This is a genomic window from Kribbella speibonae (assembly GCF_004331375.1).
Taxonomy (GTDB): Bacteria; Actinomycetota; Actinomycetes; order Propionibacteriales; family Kribbellaceae; genus Kribbella; species Kribbella sindirgiensis.
On the sequence record NZ_SJKC01000005.1, the window covers coordinates 406,361 to 422,645 of the forward strand.

Annotated in this window: 12 protein-coding genes; 6 read left to right on the forward strand and 6 right to left on the reverse strand. The window is 68.0% G+C overall.

Features of this window, described 5'->3' with window-relative positions; genetic code table 11:
* Window positions 1-23: 23 nt before the first annotated feature.
* From E0H92_RS33215 to E0H92_RS33235, 5 genes are read left to right on the forward strand one after another with little or no spacing between them, the layout of a single operon-like run.
* Window positions 24-2,471 (forward strand): DNA gyrase/topoisomerase IV subunit A, encoded by a 2,448-nt coding sequence (locus E0H92_RS33215; protein WP_131461667.1) that lies wholly within the window; start codon window positions 24-26, stop codon window positions 2,469-2,471.
* A gap of 5 nt (window positions 2,472-2,476) precedes the next feature.
* Complete coding sequence (locus E0H92_RS33220) at window positions 2,477-3,181, forward strand: LppX_LprAFG lipoprotein (RefSeq protein WP_131461668.1); 705 nt, start codon at window positions 2,477-2,479, stop codon at window positions 3,179-3,181.
* A 5-nt stretch (window positions 3,182-3,186) separates the two neighbouring features.
* Complete coding sequence (locus tag E0H92_RS33225; protein ID WP_131461669.1) at window positions 3,187-4,848, forward strand: MFS transporter; 1,662 nt, start codon at window positions 3,187-3,189, stop codon at window positions 4,846-4,848.
* Window positions 4,849-4,905: 57 nt separating this feature from the next.
* On the forward strand, window positions 4,906-5,835 hold the full coding sequence (locus tag E0H92_RS33230) for a sucrase ferredoxin (protein WP_131461670.1): 930 nt from the start codon (window positions 4,906-4,908) through the stop codon (window positions 5,833-5,835).
* A complete protein-coding gene (locus E0H92_RS33235) occupies window positions 5,832-6,329 on the forward strand; it encodes a beta-class carbonic anhydrase (RefSeq protein WP_131499036.1) in 498 nt (165 codons plus the stop codon). The genes E0H92_RS33230 and E0H92_RS33235 overlap by 4 nt, the downstream gene beginning before the upstream one ends.
* Window positions 6,330-6,339: 10 nt before the next feature.
* On the opposite strand, the gene E0H92_RS33240 is transcribed toward E0H92_RS33235, so the two are convergent.
* Window positions 6,340-6,957 carry a carbonic anhydrase gene (locus E0H92_RS33240; RefSeq protein ID WP_238173709.1) on the reverse strand — a complete coding sequence of 206 codons (618 nt, stop codon included), beginning with the start codon at window positions 6,955-6,957 and terminating at the stop codon, window positions 6,340-6,342.
* 221 nt (window positions 6,958-7,178) lie between these two features.
* Here E0H92_RS33240 and E0H92_RS33245 point away from each other — a divergent pair, with 221 nt between their 5' ends.
* On the forward strand, window positions 7,179-8,501 hold the full coding sequence (locus E0H92_RS33245; protein WP_131499038.1) for a C15 family peptidase: 1,323 nt from the start codon (window positions 7,179-7,181) through the stop codon (window positions 8,499-8,501).
* Between the two features lie 32 nt (window positions 8,502-8,533).
* On the opposite strand, the gene E0H92_RS33250 is transcribed toward E0H92_RS33245, so the two are convergent.
* The 5 genes from E0H92_RS33250 to E0H92_RS33270 are packed head-to-tail and all read right to left on the reverse strand — an operon-like array spanning window position 8,534 to window position 16,178.
* Window positions 8,534-9,748: a Gfo/Idh/MocA family protein gene (locus E0H92_RS33250; RefSeq protein WP_131461674.1), complete on the reverse strand. Its 1,215-nt coding sequence runs from the start codon at window positions 9,746-9,748 to the stop codon at window positions 8,534-8,536.
* A gap of 9 nt (window positions 9,749-9,757) precedes the next feature.
* Window positions 9,758-10,588 (reverse strand): carbohydrate ABC transporter permease, encoded by an 831-nt coding sequence (locus E0H92_RS33255; RefSeq protein WP_131461675.1) that lies wholly within the window; start codon window positions 10,586-10,588, stop codon window positions 9,758-9,760.
* Complete coding sequence (locus E0H92_RS33260; protein ID WP_131461676.1) at window positions 10,585-11,577, reverse strand: carbohydrate ABC transporter permease; 993 nt, start codon at window positions 11,575-11,577, stop codon at window positions 10,585-10,587. Before E0H92_RS33260 ends, E0H92_RS33255 begins: the two co-directional genes overlap by 4 nt.
* Window positions 11,577-13,055, reverse strand: coding sequence for an extracellular solute-binding protein (locus E0H92_RS33265; protein WP_238152657.1), 1,479 nt, complete (start codon window positions 13,053-13,055; stop codon window positions 11,577-11,579). Before E0H92_RS33265 ends, E0H92_RS33260 begins: the two co-directional genes overlap by 1 nt.
* 18 nt (window positions 13,056-13,073) lie before the next feature.
* Window positions 13,074-16,178 carry an endo-1,4-beta-xylanase gene (locus E0H92_RS33270; protein WP_238173710.1) on the reverse strand — a complete coding sequence of 1,035 codons (3,105 nt, stop codon included), beginning with the start codon at window positions 16,176-16,178 and terminating at the stop codon, window positions 13,074-13,076.
* Window positions 16,179-16,285 lie beyond the last annotated feature (107 nt).

Consider the following 16,285-nt stretch of genomic DNA (forward strand, 5'->3'; position numbering starts at 1 on the left):
TTGATCGAGGAGTTCGTACCCGCATGGCACGCCGTACCAGCACCGCCGAACCCGAGGACTTCGAGGAGCGCATTCTCGACGTCGACGTCTCCGACGAGATGCGTAACAGCTATCTGGAGTACGCGTACTCGGTGATCTACGCCCGGGCGCTGCCCGACGCCCGGGACGGGCTCAAACCGGTCCAGCGGCGGATCCTGTTCTCGATGGCGGAGAACAACATCCGCCCCGACCGCGGCCATGTGAAGTCGGCCCGCGTCGTCGGTGAGGTCATGGGTAAGTACCACCCGCACGGCGACGGCGCGATCTACGACGCACTGGTCCGGACCGCCCAGCCATGGTCGATGCGCGTCCCGCTGATCGACGGCCACGGAAACTTTGGAAGTCTGGACGATGGTCCGGCGGCGATGCGCTACACGGAATGCCGGATGGCGCCGCCGTCGATGGCGATGACGACGGGGCTGGACGAGAACGTCGTCGACTTCAAGCCGAACTACGACGGCCAGGAGACCGAGCCGTACGTACTGCCGGCCGCCTTCCCGAACCTGCTGGTCAACGGCGCCGCCGGGATCGCGGTCGGGATGGCCACCAACATGGCCCCGCACAACCTGGTCGAGGTGATCCAGGCGCTGCGGCACCTGATCAAGACGCCGGGTGCGGACCTCGACGACCTGATGCGGTTCATTCCCGGCCCGGACCTGCCGACCGGCGGCAAGATCGTCGGCCTGGAAGGGATCAAGGACGCGTACGCGACCGGCCGCGGCAGCTTCAAGATGCGCGCCACCGCCCGCGTCGAGAACGTCACCCCGCGCCGCAAGGGCATCGTGGTCACCGAGCTGCCGTACTCGGTGGGCCCGGAGAAGGTGATCGAGAAGATCAAGACCCTGGTGCAGAGCAAGAAGCTCCAGGGCATCGCGGACGTCAAGGACCTCACCGACCGCACGCACGGCACCCAGCTGGTCATCGAGGTCAAGAACGGCTTCGTCCCCGAGGCGCTGCTCGAGCAGCTGTACAAGCTCACCCCGCTCGAGGACGCGTTCCACGTCAACAACGTCTGCCTGGTCGAGGGACAGCCGCGCACGCTCGGGCTGAAGGAGCTCCTCGAGGTCTACCTCGAGCACCGGTACGACGTGACGCGCCGGCGCAGCGAGTTCCGCCGGAAGAAGGCCCAGGACCGGCTGCACATCGTCGACGGCCTGCTGATCGCGATCCTGGACATCGACGAGGTCATCCAGGTGATCCGCAGCAGCGACGACTCGGCCGCGGCCCGGTCCCGGCTGATCGAGATCTACGACCTGTCCGAGATCCAGGCCAACTACATCCTGGACATGCCGCTGCGCCGGCTGACGAAGTTCTCGAAGCTCGAACTGGAGACCGAGAAGGGCGAGCTGGAGCGCGAGATCGAGGCGCTGACCGCGATCATCGAAGACCCCGCGCTGCTCCGCAAGATGGTCTCCGACGAGCTCGCCGAGGTCGCCAAGACCTACGGGACGCCGCGGCGGACGGTACTGCTGGAGTCTTCCGGCGCGACGAAGACGGCCGCTGTGCCGCTTGAGGTCAGCGACGACCCGTGCTGGATCCTGATGAGCTCGGCCGGGCTGCTCGCGCGCACGAACGGTGTAGAGCCGTTCGGTCCCAGCGACTCGCGGGCGAAGCACGACGCGATCGTGTCCGCGGTGCAGAGCACCGCCCGCGGGCAGTACGGCCTGATCACCAGCGCGGGCCGGTTGATCCGGCTCGAGTCGCTCGACCTTCCCGCCGTACCGACGACCGCGAGCGCGCCGAACCTGCAGGGTGGCGCGCCGATCGCGGAGTTCGTGTCGCTGGACCCGGGCGAGAAGGCGCTGGCCCTGACCACGATGGATCCGGACTCGGTCGGTGTGGCCCTCGGTACGACGGGCGGTGTGGTGAAGCGCGTCGTACCGGATCACCTGAGCAACCGGGACTCGTGGGAGATCATCGGCCTCAAGGACGGCGACGAGGTCATCGGTGCGGTCGAGCTGACCACGGGCGAGGAGGAGTTGTGCTTCATCACCTCCGACGCGCAACTGCTGCACTTCCCGGCGTCGGCCGTGCGGCCGCAGGGGCGGACCGCCGGCGGTATGGCCGGCGTACGGCTCGCCGCGAAGGCGAAGGTGGTCTTCTTCGGGGCCGTCGACACCGCGCGCGAGGCGCAGGTCGTCACCATCGCGGGATCGTCGTCGGCGCTGCCGGGGACCGAGGTCGGTGCGGTGAAGGTGACGCCGTTCAGCGAGTACCCGGGCAAGGGCCGCGGGACCGGTGGTGTGCGGTGCCAGCGGCTGCTGAAGGGCGAGGACGGCCTCCTGCTCGGGTACGTCGGCACCGCGCCGGTGAAGGCCAGCGCGAACAGCGGCGCACCGGTCGAGCTGCCGCCCGTGGACATGCGGCGCGACGGCTCCGGCGTGCCGGTCGCTCAGCCCATCGCTGCATGCGCTCCTGATCTGGCAGGCTGACTTCTGTGAAGAGAGTGCTCGCGCTGTGCGCGGTCGTGGTACTGGCGGTGGCGGGCTGCAGCGACAAGAAGGAGTCGGGCGGCGGAGGCGGGTCCGGCGGCGACGCGGTCGCGCTGCTGACCGACGTCAAGAAGACCATCGACGAGGCCGCCAGCGTGCACATCGTGCTGACCGGGCGCGACCTGCCGGACAACGCGCAGACGCTCGCCAGCGGTGACGGCGTCGCGACGCACGCGCCCGCGTTCAAGGGCAAGCTGACCGTGCGGTCGTCCGGGTCGCCGATCGACGCCGACGTGGTCGCGGTCGGGAACAAGGTCTACGCCAAGGTGTCGTTCTCCCCCAGCTACATCGAGCTCACACCGGCGCAGCTGGCCGGGCTCGGCGCGCCCGACCCGGCGATCCTGCTCGATCCGGCGAAGGGCCTGACCGCGGTCCTGCCGACGCTCAAGGACGCCAAGGTGAAGGGCGAGACCCGCGAGGGCTCCAAGGTCCTCACCGAGGTCACCGGCTCCGTCGAGGGCAAGTCCCTCCAGGGCATCTTCCCGAAGGCCCCGGCCGACCAGAGCTTCCCGAGCACCTTCAAGATCGACAAGGACAGCAAACAGCTGGTCTCGGCGACCATCACCGGCCCGTTCTACACCGGCGCCACCAGCAGCTACGACGTCACCCTGGACAAATACGGCGAGAAGATCGAAATCACGAAACCGTGAGCTCGATGAGCAATCCGAGGACCCGCCTCACGCTGGCCTCGATCGCTGTCGCGTTCGCGGCGGCCGATACGTACGTCGTCGTCCTCGCGTTGCCGGACATGATGGCCGGGGTAGGGCTGTCCGCGGACGAGCTGCAGCGGGCGGCGCCGATCATCTCCGGGTTTCTGCTCGGGTACATCGCGGTCCTGCCGCTGATCGGGCGGATCGCGGATGTCGCGGGGCGTACGCCGGTGCTCGTCGGGGCGCTGCTGCTGTTCGCGGTCGGGTCACTGATCACGGCGGGCGCCTACGACCTGCCGCTGGTGGTAACCGGTCGGTTTCTTCAGGGCGTCGGCGGTGGCGGACTGGTGCCCGCGACGCTCGCGCTGGTCGCCGACCTGTGGCCGGCCGAGCGGCGCGGGATGCCCTTGGGCGTGGTCGGGGCGGTACAGGAGCTCGGCTCCGTACTGGGCCCGCTGCTGGGTGCCGCCGTACTCGCGGTGGCTGACTGGCGGTACATCTTCTGGCTCAACCTGGTCGTCGCTGTCATCCTCGCGCTGCTGCTCCGCGGCCGCTGGCGACCACGCATCTCAGGCGCCGTCGGATTGCTCGCGTGCGTCGCGTTAGGCCTGACGCTCACAGCCCCGGATCGACTCGCATCCGGGGTGACCCTCGGTCTGCCCTTCGTGCCCTTCACCGGAACGTCCCGCCTGCTCACGCCGATCGGCGTCGTCACGCTGGTACTGGCGCTTGCCTGGCTCGGGCTCGTCCTGGCGCGAACTCGCGGCCACCTGGCTGGGTTGCTCCAGCGAGTCGACCTCGTCGGCGCGCTCCTGCTCGCGCTCGCACTGGCCGGCGTCGTGCTCGCCTTCGCGACGGCAGATCCCGAGCGCGAACTCATGTCGCCAGCCGGACCGTGGCTACTCGTCGCGGCAGCGGTGTTCGCTGTCGCCTTCGCGCTGTGGCAGCGACGTACGCCAGCCGCGATCGTGCCTCGTGGCCTGCTGGGTGGACGCCCAGCCTGGGGTTCGCTCGTGGTCAGTTTTCTGATCGGGTGCGCGCTGATCGCGGCGCTGGTCGACGTACCGGTGTTTGCTCGCACGACACAGGGCGGTGGGCAGCTCGCGGCCGCGCTGGTGCTGCTGCGGTTCCTGATCGCTCTACCGGTCGGCGCGGTCGTCGGCGGCTGGCTGACGCGGCGCCACGGCCTCGGGCTCATCACGGGCGTCGGGCTCGGCTTGTCCGGGGCGATGTTCGTCGTGATGGCGTTCTGGAGCCGTACGGCGCTGGATCACTGGCCCGCGACCGTCGTACTGCTCGTCTGCGGCTTCGGATTCGGATTGGCGCTGTCACCGCTGAACACGGCGCTGCTCGGTGCGACGCCGTCGGACAGCCACGGCCTGGTGAGCGCGCTCGTCGTCGTCGCGCGAATGGTCGGCATGCTCGTCGGCGTCTCCGCGCTGACCGCGATCGGCCTCCGCCGGTACTACGCGATTGCCGACGGCATCAAATCGCCCAACGAGCTCTGCCCGACGTCCCCCGGCGACTGCCGCCCGTACGTCGACGCGCTCCGGGACGCCGCCGTTTCACAAGTTCACGCAATCTTCGCCGGGGCCGCCATGTGCGCCTTTCTCGCGGCGATCCTGGGTGTCCTGCTGCTCGGGCGACGTGGCCCAATTCACACCTAGCGCACACATGATGATCATCATGAGGGACAGCCGTCTCAGGTCGCGTACCGTTCTGGTGTGACCCCTGCTCCTGCCGCCGGCCTGTGCTCGACGTTCTGTCGGGTGCTGCAGGAGCCGTTGCCCGGTACGGCGGTCGTGGCGAGCGGATGGGTCGTCGTCGAGCAGCCCGGTCCGTGGGGCGCGAAGGCGCCGACGCAGAGTCACCTCGACCCGGGATTCGGCGGCGCCTTCGACGACGAGTGCAAGAAGGTCGACGTACGGTTCGGCCTGATCCGCTCCCCCGGCCGGCACGCGGACTCGGTCGAGCGGTCGCACCAGGTCTTCGTCGCCTCCACGCGGCCGGGCAAGTCCTGGCTGCTCGGCGGGCGGGTCGCGGATCCGTCCGAGCTCAATGACCTCGACCTCGGCGCGGTCGCCCGTGGCGATCGCGCGGCGGCTCTCGCCTCGTTGCCCGTTCTGACGCCGCTCGACGAACCGATCGTGCTGGTCTGTACCAACGGCAAGCGCGACGAGTGCTGCGCCGTACTCGGACGGCCGCTGGTGTCCGGGCTGGCCGGACGCGCGCCAGGCCGGGTGTGGGAGGCCAATCACTTGGGCGGGCACCGGTTCGCCCCGACCGCGACGTACCTGCCGGCGGGCACCATGCACGGGCATCTCACGGTTGACACAGCGGTCGAGGTGCTGGCCGCGGCCGACCGTGGCGAGACAGTACTGACCGGGCTGCGCGGCCGGTCCACCTGGACCAAGCGCGGTCAAGCCGCCGAGGTCGCCGTACGCGAGCTGATCGGCGATCTCTCACTGGATTCGCTGCTGGTCGTCGGCGAAGGCGCCGACACTGTCACCGTCCAGCACGTCGACGGGCGGTCGTGGATCGTGCCGGTGACCAGCGCACCAGCCGATCCACCCCGTCCGGACTCCTGCGGAAAGGAACCGTTCGCCATGTCGATTCTGCAAACCGGTACCCCAGTGTCAGGACCAAGGCGATGAGGGGCGGGTTCGACGATGTGCTCGCCGCCAACGCGGAGTACGCCGCCGACTTCCACTACGGCGGCTTCGACGGGATCGCCCATGCCGGGATCGGCGTGGTCACGTGTATGGACTCGCGGATTCCGCCGCTGGAGATGCTCGGGCTCAAGCCCGGTGACGCGAAGGTGCTGCGTTCGGCCGGCGGGCGGGTCACCGAGATCACGATGACCGGTCTGGTCCTCGGGGTGCAGCTGCTCGGCATCCGGCGGATCATGATCATCCCGCACACCCGCTGCGCGATGGCTGCGATGTCCGAGGACGAACTCCGCGCGAAGGTCGAGCTGGCCGCCGGGAAACCGGCCGGTTACCTGCCCATCAACGTCATCCCCGACCAGCACGAGGCCCTCCGCCGCGACGTCGCCGCGGTCCGCGAACACCCGCTGATCGGCGACGACATCCTGGTCGGCGGCTTCATGTACGACGTCGACACCGGCCTGCTCACCGAAATCGACTGATCCCGACCGGTTAACTCTCGACGGTGACTTTGCCGGTGTCGAGTTCGTAGTAGGCGCCGGCCAGTTGGAGTTTGCCCGATTGTTCGAGTGGGGTGATGACGGGTGATCGGCGGAGTTCGGCGAGGACGTGGGTGACGTTCGCGTGGACGGCGTTGGTGAGGCGGTCGCCGGGCTTGCCGGAGGTCTGGCGGACGGCCGGGGCGAGGGTGTCCACGAGGTAGCCGAGCTTGCCGGGGTGGGCGGTGGGCTTGTCGAGGGCCTTGATGGTGGCGTCCAGGGCGCCGCAGCGTTGGTGGCCCAGGACCAGCAGGAGCGGGGTGTGGAGTTCGGCGACGCCGAATTCCAGGCTGCCGATCACCGACTGGTCGAGTGCTCCGCCGGCGCTGCGGACGACGACCAGGTCGCCGAGGCCCTGGTCGAAGACGAGCTCGATCGGTACGCGTGAGTCGACGCAGCCGAGGATCGTCGCAAACGGGTGCTGTCCCTTGCTCACCGCGATCCGCCGGGCGATGCCCTCGTCGAGATCCTGCTCCTGCGCGGCCACGAACCGCGCATTACCCGCCAGCAACCGCTCGAGCGCCTGCTTGCCATCAGCAACTGAACTCCCGGTCGGTGGGACTGTTCCCACTACCTGTTCCTCAGACTGTTGACGTCCACATCCGACCAATCCCAAGGCCAGAGCGGTGCTGAGGATGCGGCGGCGGGACGGGGTGTTCATCGGCGGTCTCCTCGGGGCGGACGGCGGGGCGGTGCCGTCTCATCGACCGTAGCAGATTGCATACAGTCTGCAGTACCCACGAACACTGAGGATCTCTCGGATCCCGCCCCGAAATCTGATAGACACCCCTTATGAGACTCCGCCCCAGCTCATTCCACCGCTCCCTGGTCGCCGGCGCCCTCGCGCTGACCGCCGTACTCTCCAGCGCCCCGATCGCCCAGGCGCTCCCGGACACCGCTCCCGCCTTCCGCGGCGGACCGGTCACCGGCTGCCTGGACCACTCGATCGTCGGCACGGTCGAGGAGCAGCGACTCAGCCGGGGCATCAACGGCGGCCCGTCGGTACCCGCCGAGATCCTGCGCCGCTCAGGCTTCGACCGCCAGATCGACCTGTTCACGCAACTCCTGTGCCGCGTCCCCAGCCGCCAAGCCGCAGCGACCCTCGTACGCACCCAGGGCGAGGCTCTCTGGCGTACGGCGACCCAACGCGCTCAGCGCACCCCGACCGGCACCGACGCCCTCCCAGCCACCGACGACCGCGGCCTGTACTGGGCACGCATCTCAATGGCCCTCGCGCTGCGCCAATGGCAACCAGCCTTCGGCCTCGGTACGACGGAACGCGCCAGCCTGATCCGCTCGTTCGAGTACGCCTCCCGCGGTATCACCAGCACCCGCTTCGCGCCGGGCGTCCGCAAGATCCTCGTCACCGGTTTCGACCCGTTCACGCTCGACGCGGACATCCGGATCGGCAACCCCTCCGGCGCCAACGCGCTGACGCTCGATGGTCAGCGCTGGCGGGTGAACGGTACGACGTACGAGATCCAGACGGTGATGTTCCCGGTCCGGTACACCGACTTCGACGAGAGCATGGTCGAGGACGCGCTCGCCCCGCACTACCGCTCCGGGCCGCAGCACGCCGACCTGGTGATGACGGCCAGCCAGGGCCGGGTGGGCATCTTCGATCTCGAGGTCTTCAACGGGCGCCGGCGTTCGGTCAGCTCGATCGGCGACAACAACAACCTCTGGGGCGGCGGGACGATCAGCGCGCCGGTCGTCTCCCCCAGCATGCCGGCCGGCCCCGAATGGCTCACCTCGAGCCTGCCCCTCGCGCGGATGGCGCAGACCGAGGTCCCGCCGTTCCGCACCCGCGTCAACACGTCCGTCCTGGAGATCCCCGCCGGCGAGACCACACCGGTGCGCCGGCCGGACGGGCCTACGGCCGGTTCGATCGCGTCCGAAGGAGCGGGTGGCGGCTACCTCTCCAATGAAGTTGCCTACCGCAACACTCTGCAACGCGACCTGCTCGACCCCTCGATGCCGGCCGGCCACCTGCACGTCCCGGTCCTGTCCTTCGACCTGACCAACAAGGCCGTGATCACCGACCCGACCTACGAGGCGAACCGCGACGCGATCGTCGCGGGAGCCCACGCGATCCTGCGATCCGCCCTCTCGTGATCAGAATTGTGGGCATGTGATCACTATTCTGATCACAGTCTGAGGATGTCGGCCGTCCGAACGGGCAGCCCAGTCTCGAAGGATCGGTTCGCGGCCAGGCCGGTCACCAGGGCGAGCGCCGCCTGACGCGCATCGGCGACCTCAGCACCTTCGGTCTCCTCTCCGTCCAGCAGCGCCGCCAGGACTCGCGGGTCCGCGCCGCCGTGGCCCTCGTGGTCATGCTCGACGGTGTGATCGATCGGCTCCGACCACAAAGGCCGCAACGTGATGCTGGTAAATGTCGACTCTTCTACATTCAGCTCTAGCCGGCCGCCGGATCCGTTGAACATCACGCGGTAGCCCTCAGTCGGTGAGTACGCCGTGAGGTGGTAGGTCATCGTGGCGCCCGTGTCGTACGAGACCAGCACCGCCATGTCGTCCTCGATCGACACGCCTGGGGCGAACACGTTCCGGTCCCGGTAGTACCCGTCCTCCCCCTCCGCGTCCAGGTAGAGGTCGCGCATCGTCGCGTTGTCGGCCAGTTGCAGCGCGAACGGATCGTCGGCCGCGTCGCTGGATCCGTGCGCCCGTACGTAGTCCCGCGCGTACCCGTGCTCGTGCCCGGGTCCGTAGAACGCCAACTGTCCGCGGGCGTAGACGGTTTGCGGTTCGGCACCGAGCCACCAGTTCACGAGATCGAAGTGGTGACTGGCCTTGTGCACCATCAGCCCGCCCGAGTTCGACTTGTCGCGATGCCAGCGCCGGAAGTAGTCCGCTCCGTGCGAGACGTCGAGCATCCACTCGAAGTGCACCGAATGCACCCGGCCGATCGCACCCTCGGCGAGCAGCTGACGCACCCGCCGATGCACCGGATTGAACCGGTAGTTGTACGCGACCGACAACGAGCCGCCCGTCTCCCGAACCGTGTCCAGGATGCTCTGCGCCTTCACCGCGTCGGTCGTCATCGGCTTCTCGCAGATCACCCGTACGCCTGCCCGCAGCGCGGCCTCGATGTATCGGTCGTGGGTCGCGTCGACGCTCGTCACCACCACGAGCTCGACCCGCTCCACCCGCAACATCTCGTCGTACCGCGCCGGCGGCCAGAGGTGCGCCGTACGGCGGCCCGCCGCGAGCAGCATGCGGTTGTGGAACGCCATCCGTACCGAGTTCGGGTCGCACAACGCGACCACCTCGTACGCGTCCCGTTTGGCCAGCCCTTCGGTGAACAGCTGGGCCCGGTGGCCGGTGCCCACGATCGCAGTGCGCATGAAGTCCTCCTATTGCTTGACCGCGCCGGCCAGGCCGTTGACGAAGAAGCGCTGCAGCAGCACGAAGAGCAGGATGATCGGCGCGAGCGTGATGACGGTGCCCGCGCAGAGCAGCGTCCACTCGGTCGAGTTCTCGCCGATGAACGCGTACATCCCGATCGCCAGCGTGCGCAGCTCGGGCCGGCCGAGCGTGAACACCAGCGGGATGAAGAAGCTGTTCCAGGCGGTGATCGCGGTGAACAGGCCGACCGTGGCCAGCATCGGGCCGGACAGCGGCAGCATGATCCGGGCGAACGTCTGGTGGAAGTTCGCGCCGTCGACCTGGGCGGCGTCCTCGAGTTCTCTGTCGACGGCCATGAAGTACCCCATGAAGAGGAACGTTCCGAAGACCACTCCCCCGGACGCCTGGACGATGATCACCGACCACAGACTGTTCAGCAGATGCAGCCGCTGCATCAGGTCGAACACCGGGATGATGGTGTATCCGTGCGGCAGGAAGAGCGTCGCGGACACCAGCCCGAGACAGAACCCGCGACCCGGGAACCGTGTGCGGGCAAGTACGTATCCCGCGCAGGAAGTGACTACTAACGTGATCACGACCGTGCCTAGAGTGATCAGAATAGTGTTCATGAAGTACCTGCTGAACGAGGCCTCGCGCCAGGCGTTCAGGTAGTTCGCCCAGAGGAAGTGCGACGGCATCGGATTCAGCCCGTCGGTGAAGAAGTCGTCGTCGCTCTTCAGTGAGCTCCCGAGCGCCCAGAACAACGGATAGAGCCACGCGAGCCCACTGACCAGCAGGGCCACGTGAGTCATCGCGGTCACCGCACGCCGCCGAGTCATACCGTCCCCCTTCGCTTGGCGAGTGAGCGCAGTACGACGACCTGCACTACCGAGAACGCGATCAGCAGTACGCCGTACACGAACGACGCGGCCGAGGCGAGGCCGATGTCCGGCTGGACCGCGTTCGCGTTACTGCCCCCGAACGCCAGGTGGTAGATGTACGTGTTCACGACCTCGGTGGCGAAGAACGGACCGCCGCTGGTCAGCACCTGGACCAGGTCGAAGATCTGGAAGGTCCCGATCACCGCGAGGATCACGATCACCACGCCGACCGCGCGCAGCATCGGGATCGTGATGTACCGGAACGTCGCGAACCGGCCGGCGCCGTCCAGCCGGGCGGCCTCGTACAGTTCGTCCGGGATGGTCTGCAGACCCGCGAGGAAGTACACGAGGTTGTAGCCGAACGTGTGCCAGATCCCGACCAGGATGATGATCCCGAGGGCGAAATGCGGATCCCCCAGCCAGTCGACGTGCTGGTCGATCACGTGCAACTTGAGCAGTACCGAGTTGATCGAGTCGCCGAAGTTCGACACCAGTAGCTGGATCACGACACCGATCACCGCGGCGGACGTGACGACCGGCAGGAAGAACAACGTTCGGTAGAACGACGCGAACCGCAGCTTCTTGTTGTTCAGCACGAGCGCCAGCGCCAGCGCGAGGATCAGCTGGATCGGTACGACGAACGCGGCGTACACGAAGGTGTGGCCGAGCGACCGCCAGAAGATGCTGTCGTGGACGATCTGGCGGAAGTTGTCCAGCCCCACGAAGTCCGACGGGTCACCGATCCCGTCCCATTTGTAGAACGTGTAGCCGAGCGAGGCGATGATCGGGTACACCACGAACACCAGCAACAGCACCATCATCGGCGCCAGGTACACGTACGACCACAGGTAGGTCCGGCGGCGGGCGCGACGCCGCCCGGCCGAGCGCGGCGGCTCGGCGCGGGCGGTGTCGGTGGAGTGCTCGCGGACCGGGGCGGTCACCGCCATCAGGCCCCCGGCCTGGTCGTGTAGGGCTTGGTCAGGTCCCAGTCAGCGAACGTGAAGTCCTTCGCGCTGACACCCGGCGCCTTGGTGATCGCATCACCGAGCGCCTGGTTCATCTTGTCGGTCAGCTCGTTCAGCGCGGCCTGCGGATCCTTCAGCTGGCCGGTGTAGACGCCGGCGAGGACGTCGTTGATGTCCGGCTTCACACCAGGCAGTTGGACGGCCGCCACCTTCGGGTTCCGGATCGTCGGCTGCGGCCCGACGACCGCGGCGCCGGACATCGCGACGTACTGCGCGAACGGTGCGAAGGTCACGCTCTTCGGGTCGTTGTTCTTCGCGTACACCGAGAGCCCTTGCCCCTGCTCGACCCACCGCTTCCCCGCGTCGGGGCTGTACAGCCAGTCGAACCACGCCCACGCCTCGTCGGCATGCGTCGTCTTCGCGCTGACCGCCACGAACTTGCCACCGGGCGGGCCGTAGAACAGCGCCTTCGGGTCACCGGCCGACGGGGTCGGCAGCGTGACCAGGCTGTAGTCGGTGAACTTGTGCTTGGTCCATTCCGGCTGGTTCCAGACACCGCCGACGGTCATCCCGAACCGGCCGCGTTCGAAGAAGGCCCGGGCCTGCTCGTCGGAGATGCTCATCGAGTTCGGGTAGAACCAGTTCTTGTTCTTCCATTCGAGCAGCAGGTTGATGACGTCGAGGTAGTTCCGGTCCGTGCCGAACGTCCACTTGCCGACCCGGTAGTCCATCCCGTCGATACCACCGACGGCCGCACCACCCGGCGTCCCGGCGCCGCGGACGAACAGATCCAGCCACCAGGCCAGGGTCGTGTTCGTCGAGTTGCCGAACCCGAACGGCGCGACCTTCCCACCGCTCTTCGACGCGATCGCCTCCGCGGCACTGGTCACGTCGTCCCACGTCTTCGGGAGCTTCACGCTGCCGTCGTCGTTCGTCAGCCCGGCGTCCTTGAACACCCCGTGGTGGACGTACAGCTGCAGCGACGGGGCCGGCGCGGCGAACGGCGCCGTGTAGACCTTTCCGCCGAAGACGTCGACTCCCTCGACGAAACTGTTCTCCGGGAACCGTCCCTGCCAGGAGTCGGTCGCCCACTTGTCCAGGGGCAGCAGCCAGCTCTGCGAGATCTGCTGGCTCAGCTGCGGGCTCTTCGGCACCATCAGGATGTCCGGCGCGTTGTTGCTCCGGTACGCCAGCGACACCAGGTCGGCGTACTTGTCGCTGACCTGTGTGGTCTTCTTGACCGCGATCCCGGGATGGGCCTCCTGGAACAGCTTGATCTCGTTGTCGACCCAGCCGGCCTGGCTGGCGTACCAGTCCCAGTAGGTGATGGTCGTCGAGGCCTTCGACCCGCTGGAGCCTCCGTTGGCTCCGTTGTCAGCCGAGCAGCCGGCCAGTGCCCCGGCGCCGGCCAGTCCGGCCGCCCCGCGGAGCAGTGTCCGTCGTGAGATGCGTGATGACATGAGTGTTCCTCCAGTGACTTAGCTGCAGGCCGGCGTGGCCGACGACGCGGTCTGGCTCAGTGCGCCGAGCCGCCAGGTGAGTGGGCTGCCGTCCCAGGTGACCGCCACGCGGCGCGGTCGCTGGAAGGGCAGGAACGAGACGGTCTGGCCGCGGTCGGATGGTCCGGGGCTGAACGCGTTGTCCGCGCCGACAGGGACCGGGATGTAGTAGCTGTTCGCGTTGGAGTACCCGAAGTACGCCGTGTACGTGTTGTCGCCGGTGTTGCGTACGACGCACGCCGCGGTCGGCTGCACCGGGTTGAAGGCGGTCTCCGCCGGACCGGTACCGGCTGGGGCGGTCGTGGCCATCGGGGCGAAGGACGCGTCGTCGACGAGCAAGCTGCCGGTGCCGGTCGTCGTACTGATCCACCATTCGGCCTTGGTCAGCGTGCCGGTCCACGAGACCTGTGTGTCGGCCGCCGAGATCCGGGTCCACCCGGTCGAGGTGACCGGCGCCTCACCGAGCCGGATGGTCGTCGAGCCGGTTGAGGTGGTCAGTTTGAGGCTCACCATCGCGGTGTCCGATCCGCTGGTCAGCCGCACCCAGGCGGACGAGTCGTAGAACCCGCCGTTCACGACCGGCACTCCCTGCGCGGGCCCGGCCCACGCGGCCGCTCGCGCGGTCACCGACAAGTCACCGCTGCCCGTGTGCGGGGTCGTCGACGCGTTCTTCAGGGTGCACGTTCCCAGGCAGTACCAGCCCGTCGTGTTCGACTGGTTCTCAAGAGAGCCGTTGCTGAGGATCGACGGCGTCGGAAGGCGAAGCGCGACCGCGGGTGGGCCCTGAGCCGGTGGCGGCGTGCCGTCAGTGGGGGTGATCGCGAGATCGTCCAGAGTGCACTCAGTCGAAGTCGTACCGGGGTTCGACCAGGCGAACGCCTGAATCCACTTCGTCCCGGTCGGTGGCGTGAAGGCGGCCAACTTCTGTGTGTACGCGCGTTCGTCGGCGTAGGAGAGGACGTACTGGAAGGTCGGCGTACCAGCGGTCGCACCTCCCCGTACGCCGGCGTAGCACTGGGTGCCGCCGCCGTTCAGCCTCCCCCAGCCGGACAGCAGGTAGCTGGTGCCGGGCGTGATGCCGGTGAGGTTCTGCGTGACACCGGAGCCTGGGCTGAGCGACAGCGCGCCGTGACCACTGTGCGCGTTCGCCGCGGTCGCCGGACCGGTGCCCAGTGGGGTCCAGCCGCGGGTGCCGGTCTCGAAGTCGCCGTCGCCGATCGGGTTCGGCTGATCGGTGCGCACGGTGGTGGCGATGCCGTCGGTGGTCACCTTGACCGACGCGCCGGCCGTGGTCGGCATCGCGACCTTGACCTGCTTGGAGATGCCGTTCACGGTGACCGTCACCAGGTAGTCACCGAGGAAACCGCGCGTTCCGAACGTTCCGGCCGCACTGCTCTGGCCGCTCACGCTCGTGTGCCACTGGCGAGTGATCAGGTCCTCCCACACCAGTGCGTTCGGCTTGGGCGACCAGTCGTCGTTGTAGAGCGCGACGCGCGGGTTGTAGATGTTCTTCGTCCACAGGCCGAAGTTGCTGATCTGGTTCACGTTCGGGTTCGAGAACATCGCGGTCATGAAGTCGCGGGTGTAGTCCGCCTGCAGTTGCAGGTCGTCGGTGTCCACGTCGAACTCGGTGATCGCGACCTTCACACCGAGTGCCGCGAACTGGTCCACGATCGCGAGCAGGTCGTCCGGCGACGTCAGCTGCACGCCGTTGAAGTGACTCTCGAAGCCGACCAGGTCGATCGGTGCGCCCGAGGCCTTGAGCGACTGCACGATGTTGTAGACATGGTCGCGGTGGCGGGTCTCCCAGCCGTTGTTCTCGACGAGGCCGTAGTCGTTCAGGGCGAGCTTCGCGGTCGGGTCCGCCTGACGCGCCAGCCGGAACCAGGACTCGATCTCGTTCGGCCCGAGGATGTCCTGCAGGCTGTGCTCCGAGTACGGCTCGTTCACGACGTCCCACTCGTCGACGATCCCGGCCAGTGCGCCGGCCTCGTCCAGGACGTGGTTGTTGACACGGGTCCGCAGCGCGGCCGGGTCGTTCTGCAGCGTGCTCAGATCGGGCGGCAGGTAGCCCCACGACGGCCAGACCAGGTTGTGGCCGCGGATCCGCAGTCCGCGCTCCCGCATCCACTGCATCGCGGGCAGCGTGATCGTGTCGCGTTCCGTCGGGTTCTCCCAGTGGTTCCACTTCAAGTTGTTGCCCAGGGCCCCTTGGTTGAAGATCGTCGAGGCCTTGCTCTGGTACTGCGCGAGGTCGGCGGCGCTGATCCCGCTGGACGGGTCACCGATCAGGCGCGAGCCGTCCGACGCAGCGCCGAACTTGAACGCGCTGGTCTGCTGTACGGCGGAAACAGTCGCGCCACTCACCGGGTTACCGGCTGCGTCGACGACCGACACCGCGAGATTTCCCTTGCGGTACTGGTCGATCCGGGCGTTGGCCGCCGTACGCCAGGCCGCGTTCGCTTCCCGGCCGTCATACGTCACCTGCGGGTAGCCGACCGGCGTACCCGGGCCCCAGTTCTGCACGGAGACGGCGGCGATCTGGAAGGTTTGCGCGCCGTACCCGAGCCAGAGGTTCAGATGCGCCGCGGTCGTGGTGCCGGCCGTGTACGTCGTCGTCGCGCGGAACGGGAACTGGAACTTCTGCCACTCGGTGCCGTACCGGAGCGCGGCGTTGAGCGACTTCTTGTACGGCGACCCGTCGGTCTCGAACACGACGTGGGCGTTACCGGCGCTCGGCGAGATCGCCCGCGCCCACAGGGTGGCGACGAGCGCATCGCCTTGGGTGACGGTCGCGGCAGCCGGTACGCCGAGGGTGATCTCGTACTCGCCGTCGAGACCGGGACTCTGTGGACCGTTCGGGACAGCGATCTGCAGGGCCTTGGTGAAGTTCGGGTTTCCGGTGATCGGGACCTGCTGGGTCGCGTCGGCCGGGAGGCTCTTGAACTCGGTGAAGTTGGCAACGGCATCGGGCGGGAGGACTTCGACGGGGGCGGCGTCGGCGCGCGCAGCGGGCTGCATCGCGACCACTGCGACGGCCGCGACCAGAGCGACGATCACCCCGGTGGCCAGTTTTCTGATCACTGGACGAACCTTTCGGAGGGCGCACAGCAGCGCGGACCCGCCGGCGGTACGCCGGGGTCCTGCGAGGGGACTGCTGCGATCGGACGGTCGGGCGGGACCTCGATCCG

Excerpts from the sequence above, each read along its gene's own strand:
- E0H92_RS33215 (WP_131461667.1), top strand. The coding sequence starts at position 24 with ATGGCACGCCGTACCAGCACCGCCGAACCCGAGGACTTCGAGGAGCGC.
- E0H92_RS33225 (WP_131461669.1), top strand. The coding sequence starts at position 3,187 with ATGAGCAATCCGAGGACCCGCCTCACGCTGGCCTCGATCGCTGTCGCG.
- E0H92_RS33235 (WP_131499036.1), top strand. The coding sequence starts at position 5,832 with ATGAGGGGCGGGTTCGACGATGTGCTCGCCGCCAACGCGGAGTACGCC.
- E0H92_RS33245 (WP_131499038.1), top strand. The coding sequence starts at position 7,179 with ATGAGACTCCGCCCCAGCTCATTCCACCGCTCCCTGGTCGCCGGCGCC.
- E0H92_RS33250 (WP_131461674.1), bottom strand. The coding sequence starts at position 9,748 with ATGCGCACTGCGATCGTGGGCACCGGCCACCGGGCCCAGCTGTTCACC.
- E0H92_RS33255 (WP_131461675.1), bottom strand. The coding sequence starts at position 10,588 with ATGACTCGGCGGCGTGCGGTGACCGCGATGACTCACGTGGCCCTGCTG.
- E0H92_RS33260 (WP_131461676.1), bottom strand. The coding sequence starts at position 11,577 with ATGGCGGTGACCGCCCCGGTCCGCGAGCACTCCACCGACACCGCCCGC.
- E0H92_RS33265 (WP_238152657.1), bottom strand. The coding sequence starts at position 13,055 with ATGTCATCACGCATCTCACGACGGACACTGCTCCGCGGGGCGGCCGGA.